The sequence below is a fragment of the Mesorhizobium sp. M8A.F.Ca.ET.207.01.1.1 genome, assembly GCF_004794715.1.
Taxonomy (GTDB): Bacteria; Pseudomonadota; Alphaproteobacteria; order Rhizobiales; family Rhizobiaceae; genus Mesorhizobium.
Window position 1 is genome coordinate 23,747 of record NZ_SRUS01000003.1, and the last position, 24,946, is coordinate 48,692.

Here is a 24,946-nt window from a genome sequence, read left to right on the forward strand (position 1 = left end):
CTTCTACTGCTGGCCAGACCAGTTGATCGGGGCGTAATGTCCGTTTCGGCGGGAATTGTCCCAGCTCATGCCATGGTCGCTGAATGTGCTGCCTTCCGCCCCCATCGCCATGGCGAGCCAGTCGGGATTGACAGGATGGCCGGTGGCCGCCCACATCTGCCCATCCTCGCGCATTGTCGGCAATGGCTCGACAGCCATCCGCATGATACCCGCAATCTCCGCCGACCGCTTGTTGCCGTCTATCCGGTAGCTTATCGGCACCTTCTTGGCGCCGAGGTTCGTGCCGATCATGGGTGCCAATACCGCCATGGGGCCGCCGGCCGCGCCAGTGAAGATGGCACCTAGCGCCTCTGTTTGCCCGTCATCGGCCCGTTCGTCGATATAGGCGGCGGCCGTCCAGTCGCCGTTTGCCATCGGACCCGGCGTGTGAGCAACCATCGCGACACTCAGCCCATCCAGTCGAACGTCGCCGTAATTGCCGGTATCGATATGAAAGACCAAACCAACGTCGCAAACGCCTCTCGTCGGCTTCGATGTCAGCTGCGCGTTGGTGGACAGCAGGCAAGGACACACGACATCGCAGCTACAATTTTCGAAGTAACTTCCGGACAATTGCCAACGAACTGCCATTTGCACCTCCCGTTTGCGTCAGGCGCGTCGGCATATCGTTTTGGCGAGGCGGTGCCATTCATGGGCATGTAGGAATGGCAGACAGCCCTCGCCGCGGCTGACCGGCACGCTAGGGCAGATAATTTAAGCCATCTCTAATTGAGGTTATACCGTTGCCCGGCACTGTCAAGCCGCGAGCGCCAGGGCTGGCGAGAGGCGTTGCAGGGGATCGCCGTGGAGAGCGCGAGGCTGGGGCAGTGGTAGGCGCCCTATTCCTTCTCCCCCTGTGGGAGAAGGTGGATCGGCGCGTAGCGCCGAGACGGATGAGGGGTGTTCCAGCGGAGTGATACGTTGGCGTTCCCTGGAGCACCCCTCATCCGTCGCCTTCGGCGACACCTTCTCCCACAAGGGGAGAAGGGAGAACCGCGCGAAACATTCGCCGGCTAAATACCAAGCATCCCGGGAAAAGTTTGTCGCGGCCTCTCGCTCTAACTTCTTGTTTTTACGCGATTCCCAAGGGGAAGCGCTACGCGCTTCTCCCGGAAAAACCGCTACGCACTTTTCCTGGAATTACTCTAACTGCGTGGAAACAACAGTCAGAACGGATTGGTAGTCCAGTGAATCACCGGGGCCACCTCTAATCCTGCTTCAACCTCCTGCACAGCTCATCCAGCTGCTCCAGGCTCCGATACGCAACCCGCAGCACCCCGCCCTTGCCCTTGTGGTCGACCGTGACGATCATGCCGGTCGTGTCGGTGAGCAGCTTTTCCAGCGCCAATGTGTCGGCGTCCTTTTCCGCGGCCGGCGCGGCGGGCTTGGCGGCGTTGGAAGTTGTGCCGGCCGGCATCTGCGCCAGCGCTTCGGCCTGGCGCACGGAAAGGCCTTCCTCGACGATGCGCTTGGCAAGGCCGGCGGGGTCCTCCGCCGTCACCAGCGTGCGGGCGTGGCCGGCCGACAGCGCGCCGTCGACCAGCATGTCGCGGATCACGTCGGGCAGCTTCAACAATCTCAAAGTGTTGGCCACATGGCTGCGGCTCTTGCCGATCACCTGGCCGAGATCGGCCTGGGTGTAGCCATGGTCGTCGATGAGCTGCTGGTAACCCTGCGCCTCTTCGACCGGATTGAGGTCGGCGCGCTGGACGTTCTCGATGATCGCCAGCTCCAGCGCCGTGCGGTCGTTGACATCGCGGATGATGACCGGGATCTCGGTCAGCCCGGCGCGCTGCGCCGCGCGCCAGCGACGCTCGCCGGCGATGATCTCGTAACGGCCCGCCTGGGTGGGCGATGGCCGCGCCACCACCGGCTGCACGACGCCATGCTCGCGGATCGACTGGGCGAGGTCGGTCAGTTCGGCATCGCCGAAATGCCGGCGCGGATTTTTCGGATTGGCGCTGATGAACTCGATCGGCACCTTGCCATCGGCGCTCATGCCCGGTTTTTCCGGTGCGGCCGGGCGGTCGATCTCACCGATCAAAGCTGCCAGCCCGCGACCCAGTCTTTTCCTCGAGAGATCTTCGTTCATCTTTATTCCACGTCTATTTCGAATCGTTTCGGTATCGAATCGGCTGTTGATTATGCATCTCGCCTAATCAAGCGGCGCGCAATTTACGCTCGCGGCGGATCACTTCGGAGGCCAGCTGCAGATAGGCCTGGCTGCCAGAGCATTTCAGGTCGTAGAGGATCGCCGGCTTGCCATAGGACGGCGCTTCGGACACGCGCACATTGCGCGGTATGATGGTCTCATAGACCTTATCGCCCATATGCTCGCGCACGTCCTGCACCACCTGGTTGGCGAGGTTGTTGCGGCCGTCATACATGGTCAGCACGATGCCCTGGATGGTGAGATCCGGATTGATCGAGCGGCGCACCTGCTCGACGGTTTCAAGCAACTGGCTGAGGCCTTCCAGCGCGAAGAATTCGCATTGCAGCGGTACGAGAACGGAATCGGCGGCCGCCATTGAATTCAAGGTCAAAAGATTGAGCGAGGGTGGGCAATCGATCAGCACATAGCCGAAAGGCGCCCCGCGCTCGGTCGCGGCACGCAGCGCATTGCGCAGCTTGAGGACCCTGTCGGGCGCCGATGCGATCTCCATCTCGATGCCGAGCAGGTCGAGCGTCGAGGGCACGATCGACAGGCCCGGCACCGCGGTCGGAATGGCGGCGGCTTCCAGGTCCAGTTCGCCCGTCAGCACATCATAGGACGAGACCGCCCGGTCCTTGCGGTCGATGCCGAGGCCAGTGCTTGCATTGCCTTGCGGGTCGAGGTCGACGATCAGCACTTTTTCACCGATTGCCGCGAGCGCGGTGGCCAGGTTGATGGCAGTGGTCGTCTTGCCGACACCGCCCTTCTGGTTGGCTACGGTGATGATTCGAGGGCCGTTCTTCATCATGGGCTTATGCCAGAAATTCATCTTTGGGTCGCCGAATAACAGGCCGGTCTCGGTTCAGACAGGCCGCACATTGGACAATTCGAGGATGACGCCGCTGGCGTCTGTCACGCTTGGATGTTCTACCAGATCGAAGGTCCACCGGTTAACGCTTTCTTGCACTTCGGCGCGGTAATCCCGGCCTTTGTGGAACAATCCGCGCGCGCCCGAGGTCAGCCATGGCGCGGACAGGTCGAGCAGGACCGGAAGCGAAGCCAGCGCCCGCGCCGTGACGATTTGCGGCTTCGAAACAAGCCCATGGCTGCCCTCGATACGGCGCGCCACGACCCGCGCCGGCAAGCCGAATTGACCGATGACGGTCTGCAGGAAAGAGGCCTTCTTGCGGTTGCTTTCGACCAGATCGATGCTGGCCCCCGGGCGCTCGGCGAGCAGAAAGGCCATGATAAGCCCAGGAAAGCCGCCGCCGGAACCGATGTCGACCCAACGCCTGGCTTCAAGCTCTATCCGTGCGAGCTGGGCGCTGTCCAGTATGTGGCGCTGCCAGACATCGGCCGCGGTCGACTGTGCCACGAGATTGATGCTGCGATTCCATTTCTGGAACATGTTTTCGAACGCCACAAGGCGCTCGAATGTTTCACGTGAAACCGGGCCGGCGGCGTGTTGCAGGCTCTTCAGGGAAAACGAGCTCACGCAACGTCCCTCTGCTCGGCCTTTTGTGCGGATTCCCAATGGCGGACATGCGCGACGATGATCGCCAGCGCTGCCGGCGTCATCCCTTCCATGCGCTGTGCATCCGCGATGGAGCGCGGCCGCCTCGCCTGCATCTTCTGTTTCAGCTCATTGGACAGTCCGGGCACGCCGGCGAAATCGACCGTCTCCGGGATCAGCCGGCTCTCTTCATGCCGGATCTGCGCGACATCCGTGCTCTGGCGATCGAGATAAACCGAATATTTCGCTTCCGTTTCGAGACGCTCGGCGGTCTTGGCGTTGATGTCGTGAAACTTCGGCTCGACCCTGGCCAGCCAGGCCACGTCGACACCGGGATAGGCCAGGAGTTCAAAGCCGGACCGGCGCACGCCGTCGCGGTTGATCTCCAGACCGTGCCGTGCCGCCTCGTTCGGCGTCATGGTCAGCGAAAGCGCCAGCTGGCGCGCTTCGTCGAGCCGCCGCATGACATCGGCATAACGCTGCATCCGTCGCGCCGAGGCGATCCCAAGCTTGTCGGCCAGCGGGGTCAGCCGCTCATCGGCGTTGTCGGCGCGCAGCGACAGCCGGAACTCGGCCCGCGAGGTGAACATCCGATAGGGTTCGCTGATGCCGCGGCTGGTCAAATCGTCGACCATCACGCCGATATAGGCCTGGGTGCGGCTGAGGACGACCTGCTTGCCGCCTCCGGCGCGCCGCGCGGCATTGAGGCCGGCGAGCAGGCCCTGTCCAGCCGCCTCTTCATAGCCGGTCGTGCCGTTGATCTGCCCGGCGAGAAAGAGCCCGGCAACGCGTTTGGTCTCCAGTGTCTGATGCAGTTCGCGCGGATCGACATGATCATATTCGATGGCATAGCCGGGCTGCAACATGATGGCACCCTCCAGCCCCGGAATGGTCTTGAGGATATCGAGCTGAACGTCTTCAGGCAGCGAGGTCGAAATCCCGTTGGGGTAGACAGTGTGGTCGTCGAGCCCTTCCGGCTCGAGAAAAATCTGGTGCCCGTCGCGATCGCCGAACTTGACGATCTTGTCCTCGATCGACGGGCAATAGCGCGGCCCAACCCCTTCAATCGAGCCGGAATACATCGCCGAACGGCCAAGATTGGCTCGGATTAGCTCATGCGTCGCCGTCGTCGTGCGGGTAATGCCGCAATCGATCTGCGGTGTGACGATGCGGTCGGTCATCAGGGAGAACGGCACGGGATGCTCGTCCGCCGCCTGGCTGTCGAGCGATGCCCAGTCGATGGTCCGCCCATCGAGCCGCGGTGGCGTGCCGGTCTTGAGCCGCCCGAGCTTGAACCCGGCGCGGTCCATCGTCGCCGACAATCCCATGCTGGCCTTCTCGTTCATGCGGCCGGCGACGATCTTCTTCTCGCCGATGTGGATGAGACCGCGCAGGAAGGTTCCCGTCGTCAGCACCACGGCGCCGCAGGCAAGCCGGCGGCCGTCCGCCAGCAGAACCGCGGCGATCTTTCCATCTGGCATTTCGAAATCGAGAACTTCGCCCTCGACGACGTCGAGATCATTCTGCTGCCGAATCGCTTCCTGCATGGCAAGGCGATAGAGCTTCCTGTCGGCCTGCGTGCGCGGACCCCGCACCGCTGGCCCCTTGCGGCGGTTGAGCAGACGAAACTGGATCCCGGCGGCGTCCGCCACGCGGCCCATCAGCCCGTCCATGGCGTCGATCTCGCGCACCAGATGCCCCTTGCCGAGACCGCCGATCGCCGGATTGCACGACATGACGCCGATCGTATCGAAACGCAGCGATACCAGAGCGGTGCTGGCGCCGGCGCGCGCGGCCGCGCTGGCAGCCTCGCAACCGGCATGGCCGCCGCCCACCACAACCACATCATAGTGATCGGTCATTTTACATAGGTCCCGGACTCAATGAGATGAGCGACACATGTCCCTGCGAGGCCATGCTGTCAAGAAAACTTCCGCGCGACGTTTCACGTGAAACAGGGAAAGGCTGCTTCTGTCCGCGTTTCACGTGAATCACGGCCCCAAGATTGTTTCACGTGAGTCAGTCGGAGGAGGCCCTGCCAGCGACCGCAGTGTTTCACGTGAGTCACTTTCCGATGCAAAACTGGGAAAAGATCACGTCCAGCAAGTCCTCGACGTCTACGGCGCCCACGATTCGCCCCAGCCGATCGGCTGCCAGGCGCAGTTCTTCGGCGCGCAATTCCTGGGCGCAGCGCTCATCGGCGGCGCGGTGCAGATGCCGGTGCGCGGCATCGAGCAACTCGACATGGCGTAGCCGCGACGGCAGCACGTCGCCGGCGCCGCCCGCTGCCTGACTGGCGCGGCGCCCGATCTCCGCCAGCAATCCATCCACGCCCGTCCCGTCGATCACCGATATGCCAAACTCATAGCGCCGAACGCCATTGTGAGCCGCTTCGCTGTCAAGCAGATCAAGCTTGGTGCCAACGCGCAATGCCGGCGCCGTCACTGTCAGCGGACCCGCATCCCTTGGGTTGGCGGCGTCCTCGAGAAACAGCACGAGATCGGCGCGATCCGCCTTGGCTTTCGCCTTCTCTATGCCAATCGCCTCGACCTTCCCCGGCGCATCCCGCAACCCGGCCGTATCGGTCAGCCTGACACGCAGGCCTTCGAGATCCAGCACCACCTCCAGCAGGTCGCGGGTGGTGCCGGGTTCATCCGTTACAATAGCCGCATCGCGCCGCGCCAAAGCATTGAACAGGCTGGACTTGCCGGCATTGGGCGCGCCGAGGATGACGACCTCGAAGCCGTCGCGGATGATTTCGGCGGCGTGGAATCCCGCTATATGGCGGCCAATTTCCGACATCATCGACCGCACGTCTGACCAAACCGTATCCGAAACGGAACCCGGCACGTCATCCTCATCGGCGAAGTCGATCTCCGCCTCGATCATCGCCCGCGCATGGATCAGGCGCCGACGCCAATTGAGGTAGAGCTCGCTCTGCGCGCCTTCGGCATTTTGGATAGCAAAACGCCGCTGCGCTTCCGTCTCGGCGTTGACGAGGTCGGCCAGCGCCTCGGTCTCGACCAGGTCGACCTTGCCATTGAGGAACGCGCGGCGCGTGAACTCTCCAGGTTCGGCATGCCTGACGCCGTCAAAGCCAGCGATCGTCTCCAGCATCCTGGCCACCACGGCGCGGCCGCCATGAACATGAAACTCGGCGACATCCTCACCGGTGAAGCTCGCGGGCCCGGGGAAGAAGAGAACCAAACCGCTGTCGAGCAGCGTTCCATCCGCCGCCTTGAACCTGCGCAGAACCGCGCTCCGCTCTTTAACCACGCCGCCGGCAATCGTTTCGACAACGAATCGAGTCCGTGGGCCGGATATGCGCAGCACTGCGACGCCGGCGGGGAGCCGGCCGCTCGACAGCGCCACGATCGATTCGCCTGAAATCATTTGCCCGCTCTACCGAACCGCCCTAGCTTCCGCCTCATCACCGCCCCCGGATTGCCCCGAAAGTTTGGCCCTTGTGACTTTGCCCGCGCGAAACCTGCTTGCCGACGAGGCCAGCCCCTATCTGCAGCAGCACAGCGGCAATCCCGTGCACTGGCGGGGATGGTCGCCGGCATCGCTGGAAGAAGCAAAGGCGCTGGACAGGCCTATCCTGCTCTCCATCGGCTATGCCGCCTGCCACTGGTGCCATGTCATGGCCCATGAAAGCTTCGAGAATGACGACGTCGCCGCCGTCATGAACCGTCTGTTCGTCAATATCAAGGTCGACCGCGAGGAGCGCCCCGACATCGACCAGATCTACATGGCGGCCCTGTCCTCAATGGGCGAGCAGGGCGGCTGGCCGCTGACCATGTTCCTGACGCCGGACGGCAAGCCGTTCTGGGGCGGCACCTATTTTCCGCGCGAGCCGCGTTATGGCCGTCCGGGATTCATCCAGGTGATGGAAGCGGTTGACAAGGCCTGGCGCGACAAGCGGGCGAGCCTGCACCAGAGCGCCGATGGCCTGACCTCCCATGTCGAGGCGCGGCTCTCGGCCACGCATGCCAAGGCGCTTCTCGATCGCGATACGCTGTCCGACCTTGCCGGCCGCATCGGCGGCATGGTCGACCGCGACCGCGGCGGCCTCGCCGGCGCGCCGAAATTCCCGAACGCGCCGTTCATGCAAACGTTGTGGCTGTCCTGGCTGCGCGACGGCAATGCCGCGCATCGTGACGACGTTCTCACCAGCCTCGAACATATGCTGAGCGGCGGCATCTACGATCACATCGGCGGCGGGCTCAGCCGCTATTCGACGGACGCCGAATGGCTGGTGCCGCATTTCGAGAAGATGCTCTACGACAACGCCCAACTCATCCGTTTCTGCAACTGGGCTCACGCGGCAACCGGCAACGATCTGTTCCGGATACGAATCGAAGACACGGTCGACTGGCTGCTGCGCGAAATGCGGGTCGACGGCGGCGCCTTTGCCGCCAGTCTCGACGCCGACAGCGATGGCGAGGAAGGGCTGTTCTACACCTGGAGCAGGGAAGAGATCGAATCCGTCCTTGGCGGCGATTCAGCCTTGTTTTTCAAATACTTCACGCTTTCCAGCCCGCCCGGCTGGGAAGGCAAGCCGGTGGTCCATCAGACCCTCTCCCAGCAAGCGCTTGGTGTGGAGGACCGCGACCAGTTGGTGCCGCTCAAGGCAAGGCTTCTCGCTGTCCGGGAAGAACGCGTCAGGCCGGGCCTGGATGCAAAGACCGTTACCGACTGGAACGGCCTGATGATCGCCGCAGTCGCCGAGGCTGGCCGCTCCCTGGCCCGCCCGGATTGGGTCGAGGCGGCGGCAAAGGCCTTTGCCCATGTCAGCGCCGCCAGCCGCGACAATCGCTTGCCGCATTCCATGCTCGGCGCCCGGAAATTGTTTCCCGCTCTGTCGAGCGACTATGCCGCTATGACCAACGCCGCGATCTCGCTGTTCGAAGCCACGGGCGATTGGAATTATGTCGAAAAGGCCAGCCAGTTCCTCGAACAACTGGACCGTTGGCACGCCGACGCCGAAGGGGCGGGCCACTATCTGACGGCCTCGGACAGCACCGACGTGCCGATCCGCATCAGGGGGGATGTCGACGAGGCCATTCCGTCGGCCACCAGCCAGATCATCGAGGCGCAGCTCCGGCTCGCCTCCCTCACCGGCAATCTCGACTTGCAGGAGAAGGCGTGGAAAACCGCCGAGCACGCCGCCGGCCGCGCCGCGCATCAGGCCTATGGCCAGACGGGCATCGTCAATGCCTGCGCGCTTGCCATCGAGCCGCTGAAACTGGTCATCGTCGATGGGCCGGACGATCCGAAGCTCATTCCGGTCGCGAATCGAAATCCCGATCCGCGTCGCGTCGATATCGTCGTGCCGATCGGTACGGCGGCGAATCGACCGCTGCTGCCCGGCGGAATCCTGCCGCCGACCAACCGGCGCGGCGCCTGGTTCTGCACCGGCCAGGTCTGCCTGCCGGTGGTTACGGATCCGGATGAGCTGGAAGGATTGGTGCGACGACCCTAACTCGCCGCGAGATGATAGGGCAGGAAGCGGACACGGCGCAGATCCGAGAACGAAGAGGAGGGGGCGAACCCCCTCCGAACTCAAGTGTTCATCGAATCGAAGAAATCGCCATTGGTCTTGGTCTGCTTCAGCTTGTCGATCAGGAACTCGATCGCGTCGGTGGTTCCCATCGGCGCCAGGATACGGCGCAGCACGAAGATCTTCTGCAGGTCCTGGCGCGACACCAGCAAATCTTCCTTGCGGGTACCGGACTTCAGGATGTCGATGGCCGGATAGATGCGCTTGTCGGCCACCTTGCGGTCGAGCTGGATTTCGCAGTTGCCGGTGCCCTTGAACTCTTCGAAGATGACTTCGTCCATGCGGCTGCCGGTGTCGATCAGCGCCGTGGCGATGATGGTCAGCGAGCCGCCTTCCTCGATGTTGCGGGCGGCACCGAAGAAGCGCTTCGGCCGCTGCAGCGCGTTGGCGTCGACACCACCGGTCAGCACCTTGCCGGATGACGGCACGACGGTGTTGTAGGCGCGGCCGAGGCGAGTGATCGAATCCAGCAGGATCACCACGTCGCGGCCGTGCTCGACCAGGCGCTTGGCCTTCTCGATGACCATTTCGGCGACCTGGACGTGGCGCACGGCCGGCTCGTCGAAGGTCGAGGAGATCACCTCGCCTTTGACCGAACGCTGCATGTCGGTCACTTCCTCCGGTCGCTCGTCGATCAGAAGCACGATCAGATAGCATTCCGGATGATTGGCGGTGATCGAGTGCGCGATGTTCTGCAACAGCACCGTCTTGCCGGTGCGCGGCTGCGCGTTGATCAAAGCGCGCTGGCCCTTGCCGATCGGCGCCACCAGGTCGATCACGCGAGGCGATATGTCCTTGCTGGGCGGATTGTCGACCTCCATCTTCAGCCGCGAGGTCGGATAGAGCGGCGTCAGATTGTCGAAGTGGATCTTGTGGCGGATCTTCTCGGGATCGTCGAAATTGATCGTGTTGACCTTGAGCAGCGCGAAATAGCGCTCGCCCTCCTTCGGGCTGCGGATCGGTCCTTCGACCGTATCGCCGGTCTTCAGCGAAAAGCGCCGGATCTGCGACGGCGAGATATAGATGTCGTCGGGACCTGGCAGGTAGTTGGCATTGGCGGAGCGCAGGAAGCCGAAACCGTCCTGCAGCACCTCGACCACACCGTCGCCGATGATTTCGATGTCCTGGGCGGCGAGCTTCTTGAGGATCGCGAACATCAGTTCCTGCTTGCGCATGACGCTGGCGTTCTCGACCTCGAGCGATTCGGCATAAGCGATCAGCTCTGGCGGCTTCTTGTTCTTGAACTCGGTGAGTTTCATTTCTTGCATTAGACGGACTCTGGGTAGGCTTTGGGGAAAAAAATCGGCGGGATGCGACAAATGCCGGGCGCGGCCGAAAGCAATGAGGGGCGGCGCATGACGGGAAGGAAGACCCGTCTTGTATCGTCGGTCGGCTGAAAGAGCAAGCCGCCTTTTGACGGGGCCGGATGAAGCCTCAGAAGGGCTTCACTACGACCAGGATCACGATTGCGATCATCAGCAATGTGGGGATCTCATTGACGATCCGCCAGTGCCTTGCCGTTTTTTCGTTGCGGTCCTCGGCGAATTTGCGCACCGCGGCGGCCAGATAGCCGTGAATGCCCGACATAAGCAGCACCAGGCCGATCTTGGCATGCAGCCAGCCGCCCTGGAACGCGAATATCTTCCAGGCCAGCCACAGCCCGAACAGCCAGGTGAGGATCATCGCCGGATTGATGATGCCGCGCAGCAGACGCCGCTCCATCACCTTGAAGGTTTCGGATTGGACGGAGCCCTTCTCCGCGTCGACGTGATAGACAAACAGCCGCGGCAGATAGAGCATGCCGGCCATCCAGGAAATGACGGCGAGGATATGGATCGCCTTTGCCCAGGGATAGAAGCTTTCCGGTGCGAAGAAAAACAAAAGCGCGGTGAGAACAATCAGGACTGCGATGCCGACGGCCATGCGCTTCATCGCCTGGCCGGTGCTGTTGGTGTCATCTCTGTCAGCCATCAGCGTGCCGCGCTCCGGACCTGTTTCACCATCGCCTCGACATGCGCCACCGGCGTGTCGGGGGTGATGCCGTGGCCGAGATTGAAGATCAGCGGCCCGTCCCCCAACGCCTTGAGGATCGCCTCGACGCCATCGGCCAGCGCCTGCCCGCCGGCCACAAGCCGCAAGGGATCGAGGTTGCCCTGGACCGCTCCTTGCCGCTGCAACGCCTTCGCTGCCTCGAGCGGCACCGTCCAGTCAATGCCGAGCCCGGTCACGCCGGTCTTGGCGCGATAGCTCTGGTAGCGCGCTCCTGCCCCCTTGGGAAAACCGATGATGGGCACGTCGGGATGGACGGCCCGAACCTGCCTGACGATTTCGGCCACCGGTTCGACGCAGCACTGTTCGAACGATACATCGTCGAGCACCCCCGACCAGGAATCGAAGATCTGCACGACATCCGCACCGGCCTCGATCTGGCGGATCAGGTAGGAAGCCGAATGATCGGCGAGCACTTTCAGCAGCTGCCGAAACGCGGCCGGCTCGCGGTAGGAGAACAGCCGCGCCGGCGCCTGGTCCGGCGTACCGTGACCGGCGATCATGTAGGTCGCTACCGTCCATGGCGCGCCGCAGAAGCCGATCAGCGTCGTCTCGTCGGGCAATTTCGCCCGCAGCCTCCGAACCGTCTCGTAGACCGGCTCGAGATTCACGTGAAACATCTCGCTTCCCAGCGCCGCGATCTCGGCCGCGGAAATCGGCGTCAGCAGCGGCCCGCGCCCTTCCTCGAAGCGCACGTCGCGGCCAAGCGCATGGGGAACGACAAGGATGTCCGAGAACATGATCGAAGCGTCGAAGCCGAAGCGCTCGATCGGCTGCAGCGTCACTTCGACGGCAAGGTCGGGGTCGTAGCAGAGATCCAGGAAGGAACCGGCACGCTTTCGCGTTTCCCTATATTCCGGCAGATAGCGTCCGGCCTGGCGCATCATCCAGAGCGGAGGAGGAAACACCGTCTTGCCCTTCAGGACATCCAGCATGATCCGTCTTGCAGGCATCGAGCGCTCGCCTCTCCCGGCTTCCTCTTAATCAAATATCTTATTTTAAAAGAGTCTTCTGATTCTAAGAGTCTGTTGGTTGTGGTGGTTGTCACCTGTCCCGCTTTGGCCGCCAAAACGCCAGCAAGCATATTGTCGCGCACTCCCGATCGCGGTTTGCAGGGTTCTGGGGACAATCAGGAATCTCGCAGGCGAGTCAATGCGCTAGATCGACCACCCTCGAAGCCTCCCCTGTGGACAGGCGAAAGGCAAAACGTCTCGTCCACGAACTTGTCCCCAGCCGTCCGGCGAAGCTGACAGCGCATCGAATTGTGGACAAACCGGCATCTGATACAGTCGCCTCTGGCCAGTACGCCCGCCTGTCCAACCTTATCCACATCCGCCCACAGCCCCAGGTGACCCCTGTGAACAAACCCCAGAGCTTCTTCCACCTGCATCTGATTTCCGACGCCACGGGGGAAACGCTGCTCGCCGCCGGGCGCGCCGCTTCGGCGCAGTACAAGGATGCGCGCGCCATCGAGCACATCTACCCGCTCATCCGCACCGAAAAGCAGATAGCCAAGGTGTTCGAGGACATAGAGGAGGAGCCGGGCATCATCCTCTACACGGTCGTCGACCAGAAGCTGGCGCGCGGCATCGACGAACGCTGCGCGGCCATGGGCCTGCCTTGCGTGTCCGTGCTGGAACCCGTGCTCACCGTGTTCCAGTCCTATCTCGGCACCCCGGCCGGCCGCCGCGTCGGCGCCCAGCATGTTCTCGATGCCGAATATTTCCGCCGCATCGATGCGCTCAATTTCACCATGGACCATGATGATGGACAGCTGCCGGCAAACATGGATGACGCCGATGTCGTGCTGATCGGCATATCGCGCACGTCGAAGACGCCGACCAGCATCTATCTCGCCAATCGTGGCATCAAGACCGCCAACATCCCGATCGTGCTCGGCGTGCCGGTGCCCGAAAGCCTGGTCACCGCCAGAACACCGCTGATCGTCGGATTGATCGCCACCGCCGAGCGCATCTCGCATGTGCGTCAGAACCGCATCCTCGGCAATTCGAGCACCTACGTGCCGACCGACTATGTCGACCGCGCCGCCATCAACGAGGAGCTCGCCTACGCCCGCCAGATCTGCACCCGCCACGGCTGGCCGATGATCGACGTCAGCCGCCGCTCGATCGAGGAGACCGCCGCGGCCATCGTTGCCCTGCGGGGGAAGACGAGATAGATGAGCGGACAGTGAGTTTTCCGAGTCACCTTTAGCGGAGGTCGGCGCCGCCCCTCACCTGCCTGCCGGCATCCTCTCCCCGTATAGTACGGGGAGAGGGGCGCTGTCGTCGATGGTTTCGCCAATCGCCAGCGTTGCCGGAAAGAGCGGCTGCACTGAAGCTGCCCCTTTCTCCCCGTCTCTATACGGGGAGAAATGTCCGGCAGGACAATGAGGGGCGGCGCCAACCTTACAGAGTAAAGCTCCTCATACGCTAACCGCGCCGCGTCTGCGCTCGAGTGCAAAAAATGACAGAAAAAATCATCCTCGCTTCAGGCAGCCCGTTCCGCAAGGCGATGCTGGTCGATGCCGGCGTCGACATCGAGGCGGTTCCCGCGACGCTGGACGAGCGGGCGCTGGAAGCGCCCTTGCAGGACAGTGGCGCCTCGCCCGAGGACGTCGCCCTGGTGCTCGCCGAAGCCAAGGCCACCGAAGTCAGCGAGCGCCGGCCCGGCGCGCTGGTGCTCGGCTGCGACCAGACGCTGTCGCTCGGCGACGAGGTGTTCCACAAGCCGGCCGACATGGAAGGCGCGCGCCGCCATCTCCTGGCGCTGTCGGGCAAGACCCATCAGTTGAACAGCGCCGCCGTGCTGGTGCGAGACGGCAAGGTGCTGTGGCGCCATGTCGGCATCGCCTCGATGACCATGCGCAAGCTCGACCCCGCCTTCATCGGACGCCATCTCGCCCGGGTCGGCGCCAAGGCATTGTCGAGCGTCGGCGCCTATCAAATCGAGGGCGAAGGCATCCAGCTGTTCGAAAGAATCGAAGGCGACCATTTTACCATTGTCGGCCTGCCGCTGCTGGCGCTGCTGGCGGAACTGCGCACGCTGGGAGCCATCGATGGCTGAGGCAATGAAGAAGGCCTTCGTCACCGGCCATCCGATAAAACATTCGCGCTCGCCGATGATCCACGGCCACTGGCTGGCCGAACATGGCATTGACGGCAGCTACCAGGCGATCGACGTGGCGCCGCGGGATTTCGCCGAATTCCTGGCGAGCTTGCAGGCCAATGGCTATCGCGGCGGCAACGTCACCATCCCGCACAAGGAGGCGGCCTTTTCCGGGGTCGCGCGCCGCGACCATGCGGCGGACGAAATCGGCGCCGTCAACACGCTGTGGCTCGAAGACGGGACCTTGTGGGGCGGCAACACCGACGGCCATGGCTTTTCCGCCAATCTCGACGACTACGCCGCAGGCTGGGCGTCCAATGGCCCGGCCGTGGTGCTGGGTGCCGGCGGCGCCGCCCGCGCGGTCATCCACGCGCTGAAGGAGCGCGGCCTCGGCGACATCCGCATCGTCAACCGCACGCTCGCCCGGGCGATCGAATTGCGCGACCGCTTTGGCGCCGGTGTTTCGGCGCACGAAGTGGCCGCGACCGCCGAATTGCTGGGCGACGCCGGCCTGCTGGTCAACACCACCGCGCTGGGCATGCAGGGCAATGAGGGTTTGCCCGCCGACCCCACGCTGCTTCCCGACCATGCCGTGGTCAACGACATCGTCTACGTGCCGCTCGAGACCCCCCTGCTCGCCGCCGCGCGGGCACGGGGGCTGAAGACGGTCGACGGGCTCGGCATGCTAGTCAACCAGGCGGTGCCCGGCTTCGAACGCTGGTTCGGCGTCAGGCCGAAGGTGACGGCGGAGCTCCGCGCGATCATCGTTGCCGATCTGGTGCGCAAACCATGATCGTGCTCGGCCTCACCGGCTCGATCGGCATGGGCAAGTCGACCACGGCCAGGATGTTCGCCGAGGCCGGCGTGCCGGTGCATGATTCGGACGAAACGGTGCACCGCCTCTATGCCGGCAAGGCGGCTCCCCTGGTCGAGGCCGCCTTTCCCGGCACCACCGCCGACGGAAGCGTCGACCGCGCAAAACTCGGCGCCCGTGTGCTTGGCGACGCGGCGGCCTTGAAAAAGCTCGAAGCCATCATCCATCCGCTGGTCCGTGCCGATGCCGACGCCTTCCTGGCCAAGCATCGTAACGCCGGCGAATCGATCGCGGTCCTCGACATCCCGCTGCTGTTCGAAACCGGCGGCCGTGGCCGGGTCGACAAGGTCGTCGTCGTCACCGCGCCGGCCGAAGTCCAGCGCCAGCGCGTGCTGGCACGGCCTGGCATGAGCGAGGAAAAACTGGCGGCGATCCTGGCCAAGCAGGTGCCGGATGCCGAAAAGCGGCGGCTGGCCGATTTCGTCATCGACACCGGCCAGGGACTGGACGCCGCGCGCGCCGCGGTTGCTTCGATCATTGCCGAACTTCGGGGATAAGCGGGGCTGCTGACGGCATGCCGTCAGCATTGCCCATTGCCATTTTGTTCCGGTCTCGCGATTCTGCTCCTTTGGAGCAACTGATTCGATGCGCGAGATCATCTTCGATACCGAAACCACCGGCCTCGATTCGCGCGACGACCGCGTGATCGAGCTTGGGGGTGTCGAGCTGGTCAATCGTTTTCCGACCGGCAGGACCTTCCATCACTATATCAACCCGCAAGGGCGCGCGATCCATGCCGAGGCGCAGTCCGTGCACGGCATCAGCGCTGCCGATCTCGCGGGCAAGCCGACCTTCGCCGAAATCGCCGAGGAATGGCTGCGGTTCACGGAAGGCGCCAAGCTGGTCGCCCACAACGCCACATTCGATATCGGCTTCCTCAATGTCGAATTCGGCCGGCTCGGTCATCCGCCCGTCGATAACGGGCTTGTCGTTGATACGCTGGCCCTGGCGCGCCGCAAGCACCCGATGGGTCCCAATTCGCTCGACGCGCTGTGCCGGCGCTACGGCATCGACAATACGAAACGCACCAAGCACGGCGCCCTGCTCGATTCCGAATTGCTGGCCGAGGTCTATATCGAGCTGATCGGCGGCAAGCAGGCCGCGCTCATCCTCGACAGCGCCACCGCGCCTGCCCAGGGCGAGAACGTCCGCCATATCGAGATCATCGTCGCCGAACGGCCGGCGCCGCTCGTGCCGCGCCTCACCGAAGCAGAGCGCGCGGCGCACGCCGCCATGGTCGCCACGCTTGGCGAAAAGGCGCTTTGGCTGAAGGCAACGTCGTCCGAGGCAAGTGCCGCGACCTCTTCGTAACCCGGACCTTCAGTACGGCCACTCCTCCCGGCCCAGCGCGGCAACCGCCGCGATGATGCGCGCAAAGGCTTCCGCCGCGGCCGGCACTGTGGTGCGAGCGCGCAGGAAACTGTGCACGAGGCGGGGCTCCTCATGCCACCACGCCTTGCCGCCGGCTTGCAGGATGCGGTCGCGATAGACCTCGCCGTCCGACGACAGCGGATCGCATTCGGCCGTTATGATCACCGTTGGCGGCAGGCTGGAAAAGTCCGTGTCGCGCAGCGGTGAAAAGGTCGGATCGTCGGGCGATTGCTTCCTGGTCGAGCGAACGTCGCGATAGAAGGCGGCATCGCCTGTCGACAGCAGCGGCGCATCGGCGTGTTCGACATAGGAGCCCACCACCTCGTTGCCGCCGAGATCGGGATAGATCAGCACCTGGCCGATCGCGGCGCGCGGATGGTGACGCGTGGCCTGTGCCACCGCCGCCGCCAGGTTGCCGCCCGCGCTTTCGCCGCACAGCACGAGCGGCAGGCCGCTGCTTGCGGCCGCCCATTCGAAACCCGCCAGCGCATCGTTGAAGGCGGCGGGATGAAGGTGCTCGGGCGCCAGCCGGTAGTCGACCGACAGCACGTCGAAGCCGGTGCCGGCGCAGATTTCGGCGCAGATGTCGTCATGGCTTTCGAGCCCGCCGAGGATGAAGCCGCCGCCGTGGAAATAGAGCACCGTCGCATGCGGCGCCGCGCCGGCGAGCCGGTAACGGCGGACCGGGATGCCATGCTTGGAAGCGGCGACCAAGCTGTCGCGGGCCCTGACCCCGGGCGGTCTGCCCTGATGGAAGGCGCGGCACATCCTGGCATAGACCGCGCGCTGCTTGTCGACCGGCAGGCCTGATATCTCGGGCGGATACCAGGCGTTGACGCTGTCGATATAGGCCCAGAGTGCCGGGTCGAGCCGGGTTTCGTATTTGCCGCGGCCGGTCATTTCAGTCGGCGGGGCACGTCAAAGCTCGGCATAGAGACGGGCGGCGTTTTCAAAGGTGAAGCGCAGGGGTACCGAGCCTTCGACCTGCCAGACGGTGACCGTCTCGCCGGCCAGCAGCCGGCAGGCGCCGTCGGTGTCGGTAACCGCGCCGCCATAGAGCCGGTTGGCAAGGTTGAGGATGCCAGTCTGGTGCATCGCCGCGCTGCCGCTGCCGCAGGCATCCTTGACCAGCAACACGCGAAAGCCCTTCGCCACCGCGTCCTTTACGGTGGCGTCGATGCAGGCCTCGGTCCACACGCCCGCGACAACAAGCCATTCGATGCCGGAAGCCTCGAGCCGGTCGGCGGCCGGACCGCTGCGAAAGGCGCTGGCCTCGGCCTTGATCAGCAGCGCCTCGCCCTCCGCCGGCGCCACCTCATGGCAGATCTCGGTCAGCGGGTCGCTCTTGTCGGAAAAGGCCGACTTGCCGTCTTCGCCTGTGGGATGAAAGGGCCGGTCCTGGCTGTCGAGATCGACGATATAGGCCCAGTGATGGAGCGGCACATGGTTTTGCCGCGCCGCCGCCTGCAGGCGCTGGACGTTGGCGAGGATGTATTCGTAGCCCTCGACGAGGTAGCGCGGGTCCTGCCGGTGCTCTTCCTGCAGGTCGATGAACACGGCGGCCACCGTGCCGCGCTTGATGGAGATAGGGGCTTTCATGCGGAGGCGCCTGGGTTGCAGGCTGAATCGACCTGGCGGTTGGCAGGCTGGTCAAAAGCCGACATCGTTGCTTTTAGCGGGTTGGCGCAAGCGGTGATGATTGGCCGAAGCCTCCCCGACTTCGTCATCCACGGGCGAAGCAGCCGCGCAGCGGCGTCGCGGAGACCCGAGGATCCATTCCGTGACGTCCATCGAATGGCGCAACGGAGCAGAATTCGGTAACCGTTGCGCGGCATCGACGCCACGGCATGGATCCTAGGGTCTGCCCTGCGTCGCTGCGCTCCTTGCTCCGCCCTAGGATGACGAAGGCGATGGGAGGCGCGTTGACGTCCCGGCATGGATCCTAGGGTCTGCGCCGCGTCGCTGCGCTCCTTGCTTCGCCCTAGGATGACGAAACGATGGGAGGCTGCGCCAACCGTAAAGGCTACGTCACCGAGTGGTGCAGCGGCTATCAAACCTCTTTCTCCAGAAACTCGTCCTCATAGGGAAAGCGCGACAGAAGCTCAGTGCCGGTGTCGGTGATCAGGATCTCGTCCTCCAGCTTGACGCCCTCGCGGCCGCCCTTCTCGCCGATATAGCTTTCGACGCTCACCACCATGCCTGGCACGATATGGCCGTCGCGGCCATAGGTCTCGTAGTCCATGGCGTGGGCGATGAACGGCGTCTCGCCATGCATGCCGACGCCGTGCATGACCGAGGTGTAGCGCTGGTCGACGAAGCGGTCCGGGATTTTCCACGCCTTCTCGGCGATCTCGCGGAACGCCATACCGGGTTTGACGATCGAAATATTGTGCTGAACCTGGTCATGCGCCATGCGGTAGAGCGACTTCTGGTAAGGCGTCGGCTTGCCCGGTCCGCAGCGGAAGGTGCGGGAAAAATCCGAATAATAGCCGTAGCAGCCGATCGTGTCGGTATCGAGCGCCAGCAACTCGCCTGGCCGGATCTTGCGGCCGCTGGCTTCGTTGAACCACGGGTTGGTGCGCTGGCCGGAGGTCAGGAGCCGCGTTTCGATGAACTCGCCGCCCTGGCGTATGACCTCGCCATACATCAGCGCAAACAGCTCGTTTTCGGAGACGCCGGGCTTGATCGCCTCGCGCACCGCATAGACGGCGGCCTCGGCGCCGGCCATCGACGCCATCAGGCATTTGACTTCCTCCGGCGTCTTGACCGCGCGCACCGCCAGGATTTCGCCTTGGCAGTCGCGGACCTCGCAGCCGCGCTTTTCCAGCGCCAGCGCCTGCAGGTGGCTGCAACGGTCGAGGCCGAGCTTCATCGAGCCGCCGCCATGCGTCTTCAGGAGCTCGGCGATCTCGTCGGCGAAGGGACCCGCGGTTTCATCGTCGCGGCCCGACACGGAGGACCAGACAAGCTTGGACGGACGCGCCTCGTCGATCGTGTCGAGCACCATGGAGACATGGTAGCTCTGCGGATATTCGAACAGCACGATCGGCCCTTCGGTCGGAATGAAGAAGTAACGGGTCGAGTTGCGCAGGAAATAGCCGAACATGTTGCGTGAGCCGGTGGCGTAGCGCTGGTTGTAGGGATCGAACAGCACGACGCCGCCATAGCCCGCCTCGCGCATCCAGCCGCGGAGTTTCGCCAGCCGGCCCTTGCGCAAGGCATCGGCATCGATGAAGGACGGCTCGGTGTCCGACAGCCACATGCCGCCCGCCGGATCGGCCGCCACGGGGTGGCGCATACGGTCCTTGAAGTCGACGTCTTCGGTGCTGTCCGGGTCGAATACGACGATGCTCATGGGGGTTCGGCCTTGGCTGGTTTGCGAGGGCCGAGCATGGCGCAGGCGGGGCGGATGGATTGTGCGGAATACCGCGTTTGTTGTGCGAGATGCCGCTGGCCAACAGGCGCCGTCGCGATCCTTCGCGCCCCCCTCTGCCCTGCCGGGCATCTCCCCCACGAGGGGGGAGATTGGCAGCTTCGCCAACCGCGCCTCCGTCTTCGATGTTGGAGATAGGCGAAAGCCGAGGTGGCAGCGATCTCCCCCCATGTGGGGGAGATGTCCGGCAGGACAGAGGGGGGCGCTGTCCCGCCAACATCTCACAGCTTCAGCGGGCGCCCCTAATGCCGTCTTGCCAGCTTCGGCGGATGCCCGTGCTCCTCGCGAAACGCCCGGGCAAAGCTCGACATCGAGGCAAAGCCGCAGGCGAGCGCCACGTCGCGCACGGCGAGCGTCGAGTGCGCCAGCAGGTCGGCGGCGCGCTTCAGCCTGAGCCGCCGGTAGTAGCCATTGGGCGAGATGTCGAGTTCGGAGCGAAAGGAGCGCTCGAGTTTGTCGGAGGAGACGCCGAGCTTGGCGGTGAGCTCCGCCATGCCGAGCCGCTCCTCCACCGCGTCTTCCATGATGGCGATGGCCGACAGCACCAGTTCGTTCTGCACCCCGGTACGCAGGCGCAAGGGCATCAGCTTGCGGTCGACGCTCGATCGAAGCTGGCTGTGCACGAACCATTCGGCGACGCCGGCGGCAAGCTCGGCGCCGTAATCCCGGGTGATGATCTCCAGCATCATGTCGAGGCTGCCGACGCCGCCGGCCGAAGTGAAGCGCTTGCGGTCGATGACATAGAGGTCGCGCCTGAGCTCGATGTTGGGAAACGCCTCGGTGAACGCGGCCTGGCTGGTCCAGTGCAAGGTGCAGGCATGGCCGTCGAGCAGGCCCGCGCGAGCGAGGAAGAAGGCGGCATCCGCCACCGCGCCGATATGGGCGCCGCCGCGCAGGCTGCGGCGGATCCAGCTTGCCGCGTCCTCGGCGACGAGATGATCGGCGTCGCCGCCCGAGCAGACGACGATGCGGTCGACCTTGGGTGCTGCCTCGGCATAGAACCCTGGCTGGATGACGACGCCGTTCGACGCCTCGACCGGACCCTGGGTCGCACCAACGATTATCCAGCGGTAGCATTCCCGCTTCGCCAGCACATTGACGGCGCGCAGCGGCTCGATGACCGAGCTGAACGCCATCATCGGAAAACCGGGGAATACCAGCACCGCGAAGGTGAGGGGCTCGGTGGGTTCGGGTGGGTCGCGCGTGGTCATGGGGCGCAATAGTTCGGACAGATGGCGCTTGTGGTCAATTGCCATTCCGGAACGTTGGCGCCGCCCCTCATTACCCTGCCGGGCATTTCTCCCCGTATAGAGACGGGGAGAAAGAAGCAGCCGTGACCTCGGTGCCAAATCCTGCAACGTCGCCGATTGGCGAAACCGCCGAGGAAAGCGCCCTCTCCCCGTCACTATACGGGGAGAGGATGCCGGCAGGCGGGTGAGGGGCGGCGCCGACACCCGACAGGTATCGGCATAAGCCGCCCAGAGCGCTCGTATCAGCCCCCCAGCGCCTGATCCAGATCGGCGATCAGATCATCGCCATCCTCTATCCCCGCCGACAACCGCACCAGCGAATCCGATATGCCGATCTCATCCCGCTTCTCGGCGGGAATGGAGCCATGCGTCATCAGCGCCGGGTGTTCGATCAGGCTCTCCACGCCGCCGAGGCTTTCGGCAAGCGTGAACAGCTGTGTGCGTTCAAGGAAGCGTTTGGTGCCGGCGAGGTCGCGGTCGAGCACGGCCGTGATCATGCCGCCGAAGGCATGCATCTGCTGGACGGCGATGCCATGTTGCGGGTGGCTGGCGAGGCCGGGATAGATGACGCGGCGCACATCTTTTCGCGCTTCCAGCCATTGCGCGATCTTCAGGCCGTTGGCGGAATGGCGCTCCATCCTGAGCGCCAGGGTTTTCAAGCCGCGCAGTGCCAGGAAACTGTCGAACGGGCCCGAAATGGCGCCGATGGCGTTCTGCAGGAATTTCAGCCGGTCGGCGAGATCCTTGTTGTCGCCGACGACGGCGACGCCGCCGACCATGTCGGAATGGCCGTTGAGATATTTGGTCGTCGAGTGGACGACGATGTCGATGCCGAGCTCCAGCGGCCGCTGGATATAGGGGCTGCAGAACGTGTTGTCGGCGACCGACAGGATTCCCTTGCGCCTGGCCAGTGCCGCGACGCCCTCGAGGTCGACGATGCGCAGCAATGGATTGGTCGGCGTCTCGACCCAGAGCATTTTTGTCTCCGGCCGGATCGCCGCCTCGACCGCCGCAAGGTCGGTGAAATCGACGAAAGAGACCTGCAGGTTGGCCGAACGCTTGCGCACCCGCTCCATCAGCCGGAACGAGCCGCCATAGATGTCGTCGGTGGCGACGATATGCGCGCCGGAATCGAGCAGTTCGAGCACGGTGGCGATCGACGCCAGGCCGGAAGCGAAAGCGAAAGCCGCCGAGCCGCTTTCCAGGTCAGCCACCGCGCGCTCGAAGGCGAAGCGCGTCGGGTTCTGGCTGCGGGCATATTCGAAACCCTTGTGCACGCCGGGCGACTGCTGGCCATAGGTCGAGGTGGAGGCACCATCACCGCCCCGGTCAGCGGATCATGGCTCTGGCCGCCATGGATGGTGCGCGTCGAAAACGCCAGGCGGTTCTTTCCGGATGTGGTCATCGTGCGCGCCTCAGATGGTTGATCAGGTCGATGCGGGTAATCAGGCCGACGAACTCGTCGCCGTCGAAGATGATGGCGACCTCGTTGCGGTCGAACACCGGCAGCAGCGCGTCCAGCGTCTGGCTGGCCTGCAGCGTGTGCAGGTTGGAGGTCATCGCCGTGCGCACCGGGCCGTTGAAGCGCTCCCAGCGCCCGTCATAGGGGCCGTCGACATGGGCAAGGATGTCGCTTTCGTCGACGATGCCGACCAGCTTGCCATTGTCGAGCACCGGCAATTGCGAGACATCGGAGCGGCGCATGCGGCCATAGGCGTTGAGCAGGCTTTCGTCGGGGCCGACGAACACCGTGTCGCCGGTGCGGTGCGTGCGCATCACCAAGTCGCGCAGATCGCCATGCTGTTCGTGTTCGGCCAGCCCCTGCTCGGCCAGCCAGAAATCGTCGAACACTTTCGACAGGTATTTGTTGCCGCTGTCGCAGACGAAGGTGACGACGCGCTTGGGCACCGTCTGTTCGCGGCAATAGCGCAGGGCCGCCGACAGCAGCGTGCCGGAGGAAGAGCCGGCCAGTATGCCTTCCCGCGACAGCAGATCGCGCACCGCCAGCATGCTCTGCTTGTCCGTGATGGAATAGGCTTTCTTGACCAGCGACAAATCGGCATTGGGCGGCACGAAATCCTCGCCGATGCCTTCGACCGTCCAGCTCCCCGCCTCTTCCATCTTGCCGGTCTTGATCAGCGGCGCCAGCACCGAGCCGACCGGATCGGCCAGCACCATCTCCGTCTTCGGCGACACGCCGGCGAAGAAGCGGCCAAGCCCGGTCAGCGTGCCGCCCGAGCCGACGCCGACCACCACCGCGTCGACATCACTGTTGAGCTGCCAGAAAATCTCCGGGCCGGTGGTCGCCTCATGCGCCAGCGGGTTGGCCGGGTTGGCGAACTGGTTGGCGTAGAAGGCGCCGGGCAGTTCGGCGGCGATCTTCTCCGCCATGTCCTGGTAATATTCGGCATGACCCTTGCCGACATCGGAGCGCGTCATGCGCACCTCGGCGCCGAGCGCGCGCAGGTGCTGGATTTTTTCACGCGACATCTTGTCGGGAACCACCAGGATGATGCGATAGCCCTTGGGAATGCCGACCTGGGCGAGGCCAAGGCCGGTATTGCCGGCGGTCGCCTCGACGATGGTGCCGCCCGGCTTCAGCCTGCCATCCTTCTCGGCCGCCGCGATCATCGACAGCGCGATGCGGTCCTTGATCGAGCCACCTGGGTTCTGGCTTTCGAGCTTGATGAACAGCCGGCATTTTCCAGTATCGAACTTGGTCAGCTCGACGATCGGCGTTTGCCCGATCAGATCGAGCACCGACGCATAGGGCGGGCGCAGACGCGACATTGCGCTCGCCGAGGGGGCGCTGTCCGAGGCGGCACTGTCGGCCGTGGCTTTTCTGTGCTCGCTCATGTCGGAGCCTCCATGGATCAACCTAGCGTCTTTTCCAGCCGATCGCAGTTGGAAAGAAGATAGATCGTGCCAATCCGGTGGCCAGACGGGGAATGAAATTCCAGCCGCCCGTCAGGGCGAGGCGATACGCTGCCGGACCGGGACGCCGGCGGGACAGCGCCCCCCTCTGCCCTGCCGGGCATCTCCCCCTCAAGGGGGGAGATCAACAGCTTCGCGGGCCGCACCATTTTACAAAGTCGACGATTGGCGAAGACGATGCCGCAGCCAATCTCCCCACTTGAGGGGGAGATGGCCGGCAGGCCAGAGGCGGGCGCCGTAGGGCGCCGACCTCAACGGCCCCAAGCTGCGGCACCGTCTCATCCGTCCAACGAACCATCTCGTTCGTTAAAGCCGCCGATTTCACCATGCTAGCCGAACGTGCACATGGCAATGTGCGGTGCGCGACGGCAACCTGATCACCGCCCAGCAGAGCTTTTCCGGCGCCGAGACCGCGCGCGCCGTGTGTGAGGCATTGGGCGGCTGAACGCTATCCCTCCGGCTGACTGCGGGAGGGACTTCAGTCTCAGTTGAGCTATAGCTAATATACATATAGCTTGGTCATGCGGGGGACGATCCCAAATCGAAGCCTAACCCGCAATGGCCGGTGCGACCTGCTTTCAACCCAAGCATCCCCGCACCGGCCATTCTTTTCCCCCTTGGCAGCCTAGGCCAGCGTCAAATCGCAACCTGGGTGCAAGG

General features: G+C 64.1%; 20 protein-coding genes and 1 pseudogene. 6 read left to right on the plus strand and 15 right to left on the minus strand.

Translation table 11 applies throughout. The annotated features are described in order from the left end of the window. Positions 1 to 3 precede the first annotated feature (3 nt). The 6 genes from EN850_RS08725 to mnmE all read right to left on the minus strand — a co-directional run bounded on the left by EN850_RS08725 (position 4) and on the right by mnmE (position 7,097). Complete coding sequence (locus tag EN850_RS08725) at positions 4 to 630, minus strand: DUF1326 domain-containing protein (RefSeq protein WP_127873596.1); 627 nt, start codon at positions 628 to 630, stop codon at positions 4 to 6. 616 nt (positions 631 to 1,246) lie between these two features. Beyond that, a complete protein-coding gene (locus EN850_RS08735; protein ID WP_136091024.1) occupies positions 1,247 to 2,131 on the minus strand; it encodes a ParB/RepB/Spo0J family partition protein in 885 nt (294 codons plus the stop codon). A gap of 67 nt (positions 2,132 to 2,198) precedes the next feature. Beyond that, complete coding sequence (locus EN850_RS08740; RefSeq protein ID WP_136091025.1) at positions 2,199 to 2,999, minus strand: ParA family protein; 801 nt, start codon at positions 2,997 to 2,999, stop codon at positions 2,199 to 2,201. A 54-nt stretch (positions 3,000 to 3,053) separates the two neighbouring features. Then, complete coding sequence (gene rsmG, locus EN850_RS08745; protein WP_136091026.1) at positions 3,054 to 3,686, minus strand: 16S rRNA (guanine(527)-N(7))-methyltransferase RsmG; 633 nt, start codon at positions 3,684 to 3,686, stop codon at positions 3,054 to 3,056. Continuing rightward, positions 3,683 to 5,566 carry a tRNA uridine-5-carboxymethylaminomethyl(34) synthesis enzyme MnmG gene (gene mnmG / locus EN850_RS08750; protein WP_136091027.1) on the minus strand — a complete coding sequence of 628 codons (1,884 nt, stop codon included), beginning with the start codon at positions 5,564 to 5,566 and terminating at the stop codon, positions 3,683 to 3,685. Before mnmG ends, rsmG begins: the two co-directional genes overlap by 4 nt. Positions 5,567 to 5,768: 202 nt before the next feature. Then, positions 5,769 to 7,097, minus strand: a complete 1,329-nt coding sequence (gene mnmE, locus EN850_RS08755) for a tRNA uridine-5-carboxymethylaminomethyl(34) synthesis GTPase MnmE (protein WP_136091028.1) — start codon at positions 7,095 to 7,097, stop codon at positions 5,769 to 5,771. A gap of 73 nt (positions 7,098 to 7,170) precedes the next feature. On the opposite strand from mnmE, the gene EN850_RS08760 reads away from it, so the two are divergent. Continuing rightward, positions 7,171 to 9,189, plus strand: coding sequence for a thioredoxin domain-containing protein (locus tag EN850_RS08760; RefSeq protein ID WP_136091339.1), 2,019 nt, complete (start codon positions 7,171 to 7,173; stop codon positions 9,187 to 9,189). 80 nt (positions 9,190 to 9,269) lie between these two features. Here EN850_RS08760 and rho read toward each other — a convergent pair whose 3' ends face one another. The 3 genes from rho to hemE form a co-directional block, all read right to left on the minus strand. Next, a complete protein-coding gene (rho, locus tag EN850_RS08765; protein ID WP_027145740.1) occupies positions 9,270 to 10,535 on the minus strand; it encodes a transcription termination factor Rho in 1,266 nt (421 codons plus the stop codon). Positions 10,536 to 10,701: 166 nt separating this feature from the next. Beyond that, the gene (gene hemJ, locus EN850_RS08770) at positions 10,702 to 11,238 is read right to left on the minus strand and encodes a protoporphyrinogen oxidase HemJ (protein ID WP_127276237.1); all 537 of its coding nucleotides are present in this window, start codon (positions 11,236 to 11,238) and stop codon (positions 10,702 to 10,704) included. Further along, on the minus strand, positions 11,238 to 12,269 hold the full coding sequence (hemE, locus tag EN850_RS08775) for a uroporphyrinogen decarboxylase (RefSeq protein WP_136091029.1): 1,032 nt from the start codon (positions 12,267 to 12,269) through the stop codon (positions 11,238 to 11,240). Before hemE ends, hemJ begins: the two co-directional genes overlap by 1 nt. Positions 12,270 to 12,673: 404 nt before the next feature. On the opposite strand from hemE, the gene EN850_RS08780 reads away from it, so the two are divergent. The 5 genes from EN850_RS08780 to dnaQ all read left to right on the plus strand — a co-directional run bounded on the left by EN850_RS08780 (position 12,674) and on the right by dnaQ (position 16,609). Next, a complete protein-coding gene (locus EN850_RS08780; protein ID WP_136091030.1) occupies positions 12,674 to 13,495 on the plus strand; it encodes a pyruvate, water dikinase regulatory protein in 822 nt (273 codons plus the stop codon). A gap of 287 nt (positions 13,496 to 13,782) precedes the next feature. After that, on the plus strand, positions 13,783 to 14,382 hold the full coding sequence (locus EN850_RS08790; RefSeq protein WP_136091031.1) for a Maf-like protein: 600 nt from the start codon (positions 13,783 to 13,785) through the stop codon (positions 14,380 to 14,382). After that, the gene (locus EN850_RS08795; protein WP_136091032.1) at positions 14,375 to 15,217 is read left to right on the plus strand and encodes a shikimate dehydrogenase; all 843 of its coding nucleotides are present in this window, start codon (positions 14,375 to 14,377) and stop codon (positions 15,215 to 15,217) included. Before EN850_RS08790 ends, EN850_RS08795 begins: the two co-directional genes overlap by 8 nt. Beyond that, on the plus strand, positions 15,214 to 15,795 hold the full coding sequence (coaE, locus tag EN850_RS08800) for a dephospho-CoA kinase (protein WP_136091033.1): 582 nt from the start codon (positions 15,214 to 15,216) through the stop codon (positions 15,793 to 15,795). The genes EN850_RS08795 and coaE overlap by 4 nt, the downstream gene beginning before the upstream one ends. Positions 15,796 to 15,883: 88 nt before the next feature. Then, positions 15,884 to 16,609 (plus strand): DNA polymerase III subunit epsilon, encoded by a 726-nt coding sequence (dnaQ, locus tag EN850_RS08805; RefSeq protein WP_127276253.1) that lies wholly within the window; start codon positions 15,884 to 15,886, stop codon positions 16,607 to 16,609. A 9-nt stretch (positions 16,610 to 16,618) separates the two neighbouring features. Here the strand turns inward: dnaQ and EN850_RS08810 are convergent, their stop codons facing one another. From EN850_RS08810 to EN850_RS08850, 6 genes and pseudogenes are all read right to left on the minus strand, one after another. After that, the gene (locus EN850_RS08810) at positions 16,619 to 17,569 is read right to left on the minus strand and encodes an alpha/beta hydrolase (RefSeq protein ID WP_136091034.1); all 951 of its coding nucleotides are present in this window, start codon (positions 17,567 to 17,569) and stop codon (positions 16,619 to 16,621) included. A gap of 18 nt (positions 17,570 to 17,587) precedes the next feature. After that, positions 17,588 to 18,268, minus strand: coding sequence for an isochorismatase family protein (locus EN850_RS08815; protein ID WP_136091035.1), 681 nt, complete (start codon positions 18,266 to 18,268; stop codon positions 17,588 to 17,590). 451 nt (positions 18,269 to 18,719) lie between these two features. Then, positions 18,720 to 20,024 (minus strand): Xaa-Pro peptidase family protein, encoded by a 1,305-nt coding sequence (locus EN850_RS08825; protein ID WP_135922104.1) that lies wholly within the window; start codon positions 20,022 to 20,024, stop codon positions 18,720 to 18,722. Between the two features lie 320 nt (positions 20,025 to 20,344). Beyond that, the gene (locus EN850_RS08835; RefSeq protein WP_136091037.1) at positions 20,345 to 21,313 is read right to left on the minus strand and encodes a GlxA family transcriptional regulator; all 969 of its coding nucleotides are present in this window, start codon (positions 21,311 to 21,313) and stop codon (positions 20,345 to 20,347) included. A gap of 281 nt (positions 21,314 to 21,594) precedes the next feature. Beyond that, positions 21,595 to 22,757 (minus strand): annotated as a pseudogene (locus EN850_RS08845) (PLP-dependent aspartate aminotransferase family protein). Next, positions 22,754 to 24,208, minus strand: a complete 1,455-nt coding sequence (locus EN850_RS08850) for a pyridoxal-phosphate dependent enzyme (RefSeq protein ID WP_136091038.1) — start codon at positions 24,206 to 24,208, stop codon at positions 22,754 to 22,756. Before EN850_RS08850 ends, EN850_RS08845 begins: the two are co-directional and overlap by 4 nt. Between the last annotated feature and the right edge of the window lie 738 nt (positions 24,209 to 24,946).

Bases quoted from the DNA above. Each gene is read 5' to 3' on its own strand.
- EN850_RS08725 (WP_127873596.1), bottom strand. From the start codon at position 630: ATGGCAGTTCGTTGGCAATTGTCCGGAAGTTACTTCGAAAATTGTAGC.
- rho (WP_027145740.1), bottom strand. From the start codon at position 10,535: ATGCAAGAAATGAAACTCACCGAGTTCAAGAACAAGAAGCCGCCAGAG.
- EN850_RS08740 (WP_136091025.1), bottom strand. From the start codon at position 2,999: ATGATGAAGAACGGCCCTCGAATCATCACCGTAGCCAACCAGAAGGGC.
- mnmG (WP_136091027.1), bottom strand. From the start codon at position 5,566: ATGACCGATCACTATGATGTGGTTGTGGTGGGCGGCGGCCATGCCGGT.
- coaE (WP_136091033.1), top strand. From the start codon at position 15,214: ATGATCGTGCTCGGCCTCACCGGCTCGATCGGCATGGGCAAGTCGACC.
- EN850_RS08795 (WP_136091032.1), top strand. From the start codon at position 14,375: ATGGCTGAGGCAATGAAGAAGGCCTTCGTCACCGGCCATCCGATAAAA.
- EN850_RS08790 (WP_136091031.1), top strand. From the start codon at position 13,783: ATGACAGAAAAAATCATCCTCGCTTCAGGCAGCCCGTTCCGCAAGGCG.
- hemJ (WP_127276237.1), bottom strand. From the start codon at position 11,238: ATGGCTGACAGAGATGACACCAACAGCACCGGCCAGGCGATGAAGCGC.
- hemE (WP_136091029.1), bottom strand. From the start codon at position 12,269: ATGCCTGCAAGACGGATCATGCTGGATGTCCTGAAGGGCAAGACGGTG.
- EN850_RS08825 (WP_135922104.1), bottom strand. From the start codon at position 20,024: ATGAGCATCGTCGTATTCGACCCGGACAGCACCGAAGACGTCGACTTC.
- EN850_RS08810 (WP_136091034.1), bottom strand. From the start codon at position 17,569: ATGACCGGCCGCGGCAAATACGAAACCCGGCTCGACCCGGCACTCTGG.
- mnmE (WP_136091028.1), bottom strand. From the start codon at position 7,097: ATGATTTCAGGCGAATCGATCGTGGCGCTGTCGAGCGGCCGGCTCCCC.
- dnaQ (WP_127276253.1), top strand. From the start codon at position 15,884: ATGCGCGAGATCATCTTCGATACCGAAACCACCGGCCTCGATTCGCGC.
- EN850_RS08735 (WP_136091024.1), bottom strand. From the start codon at position 2,131: ATGAACGAAGATCTCTCGAGGAAAAGACTGGGTCGCGGGCTGGCAGCT.
- EN850_RS08815 (WP_136091035.1), bottom strand. From the start codon at position 18,268: ATGAAAGCCCCTATCTCCATCAAGCGCGGCACGGTGGCCGCCGTGTTC.
- EN850_RS08835 (WP_136091037.1), bottom strand. From the start codon at position 21,313: ATGACCACGCGCGACCCACCCGAACCCACCGAGCCCCTCACCTTCGCG.
- EN850_RS08850 (WP_136091038.1), bottom strand. From the start codon at position 24,208: ATGAGCGAGCACAGAAAAGCCACGGCCGACAGTGCCGCCTCGGACAGC.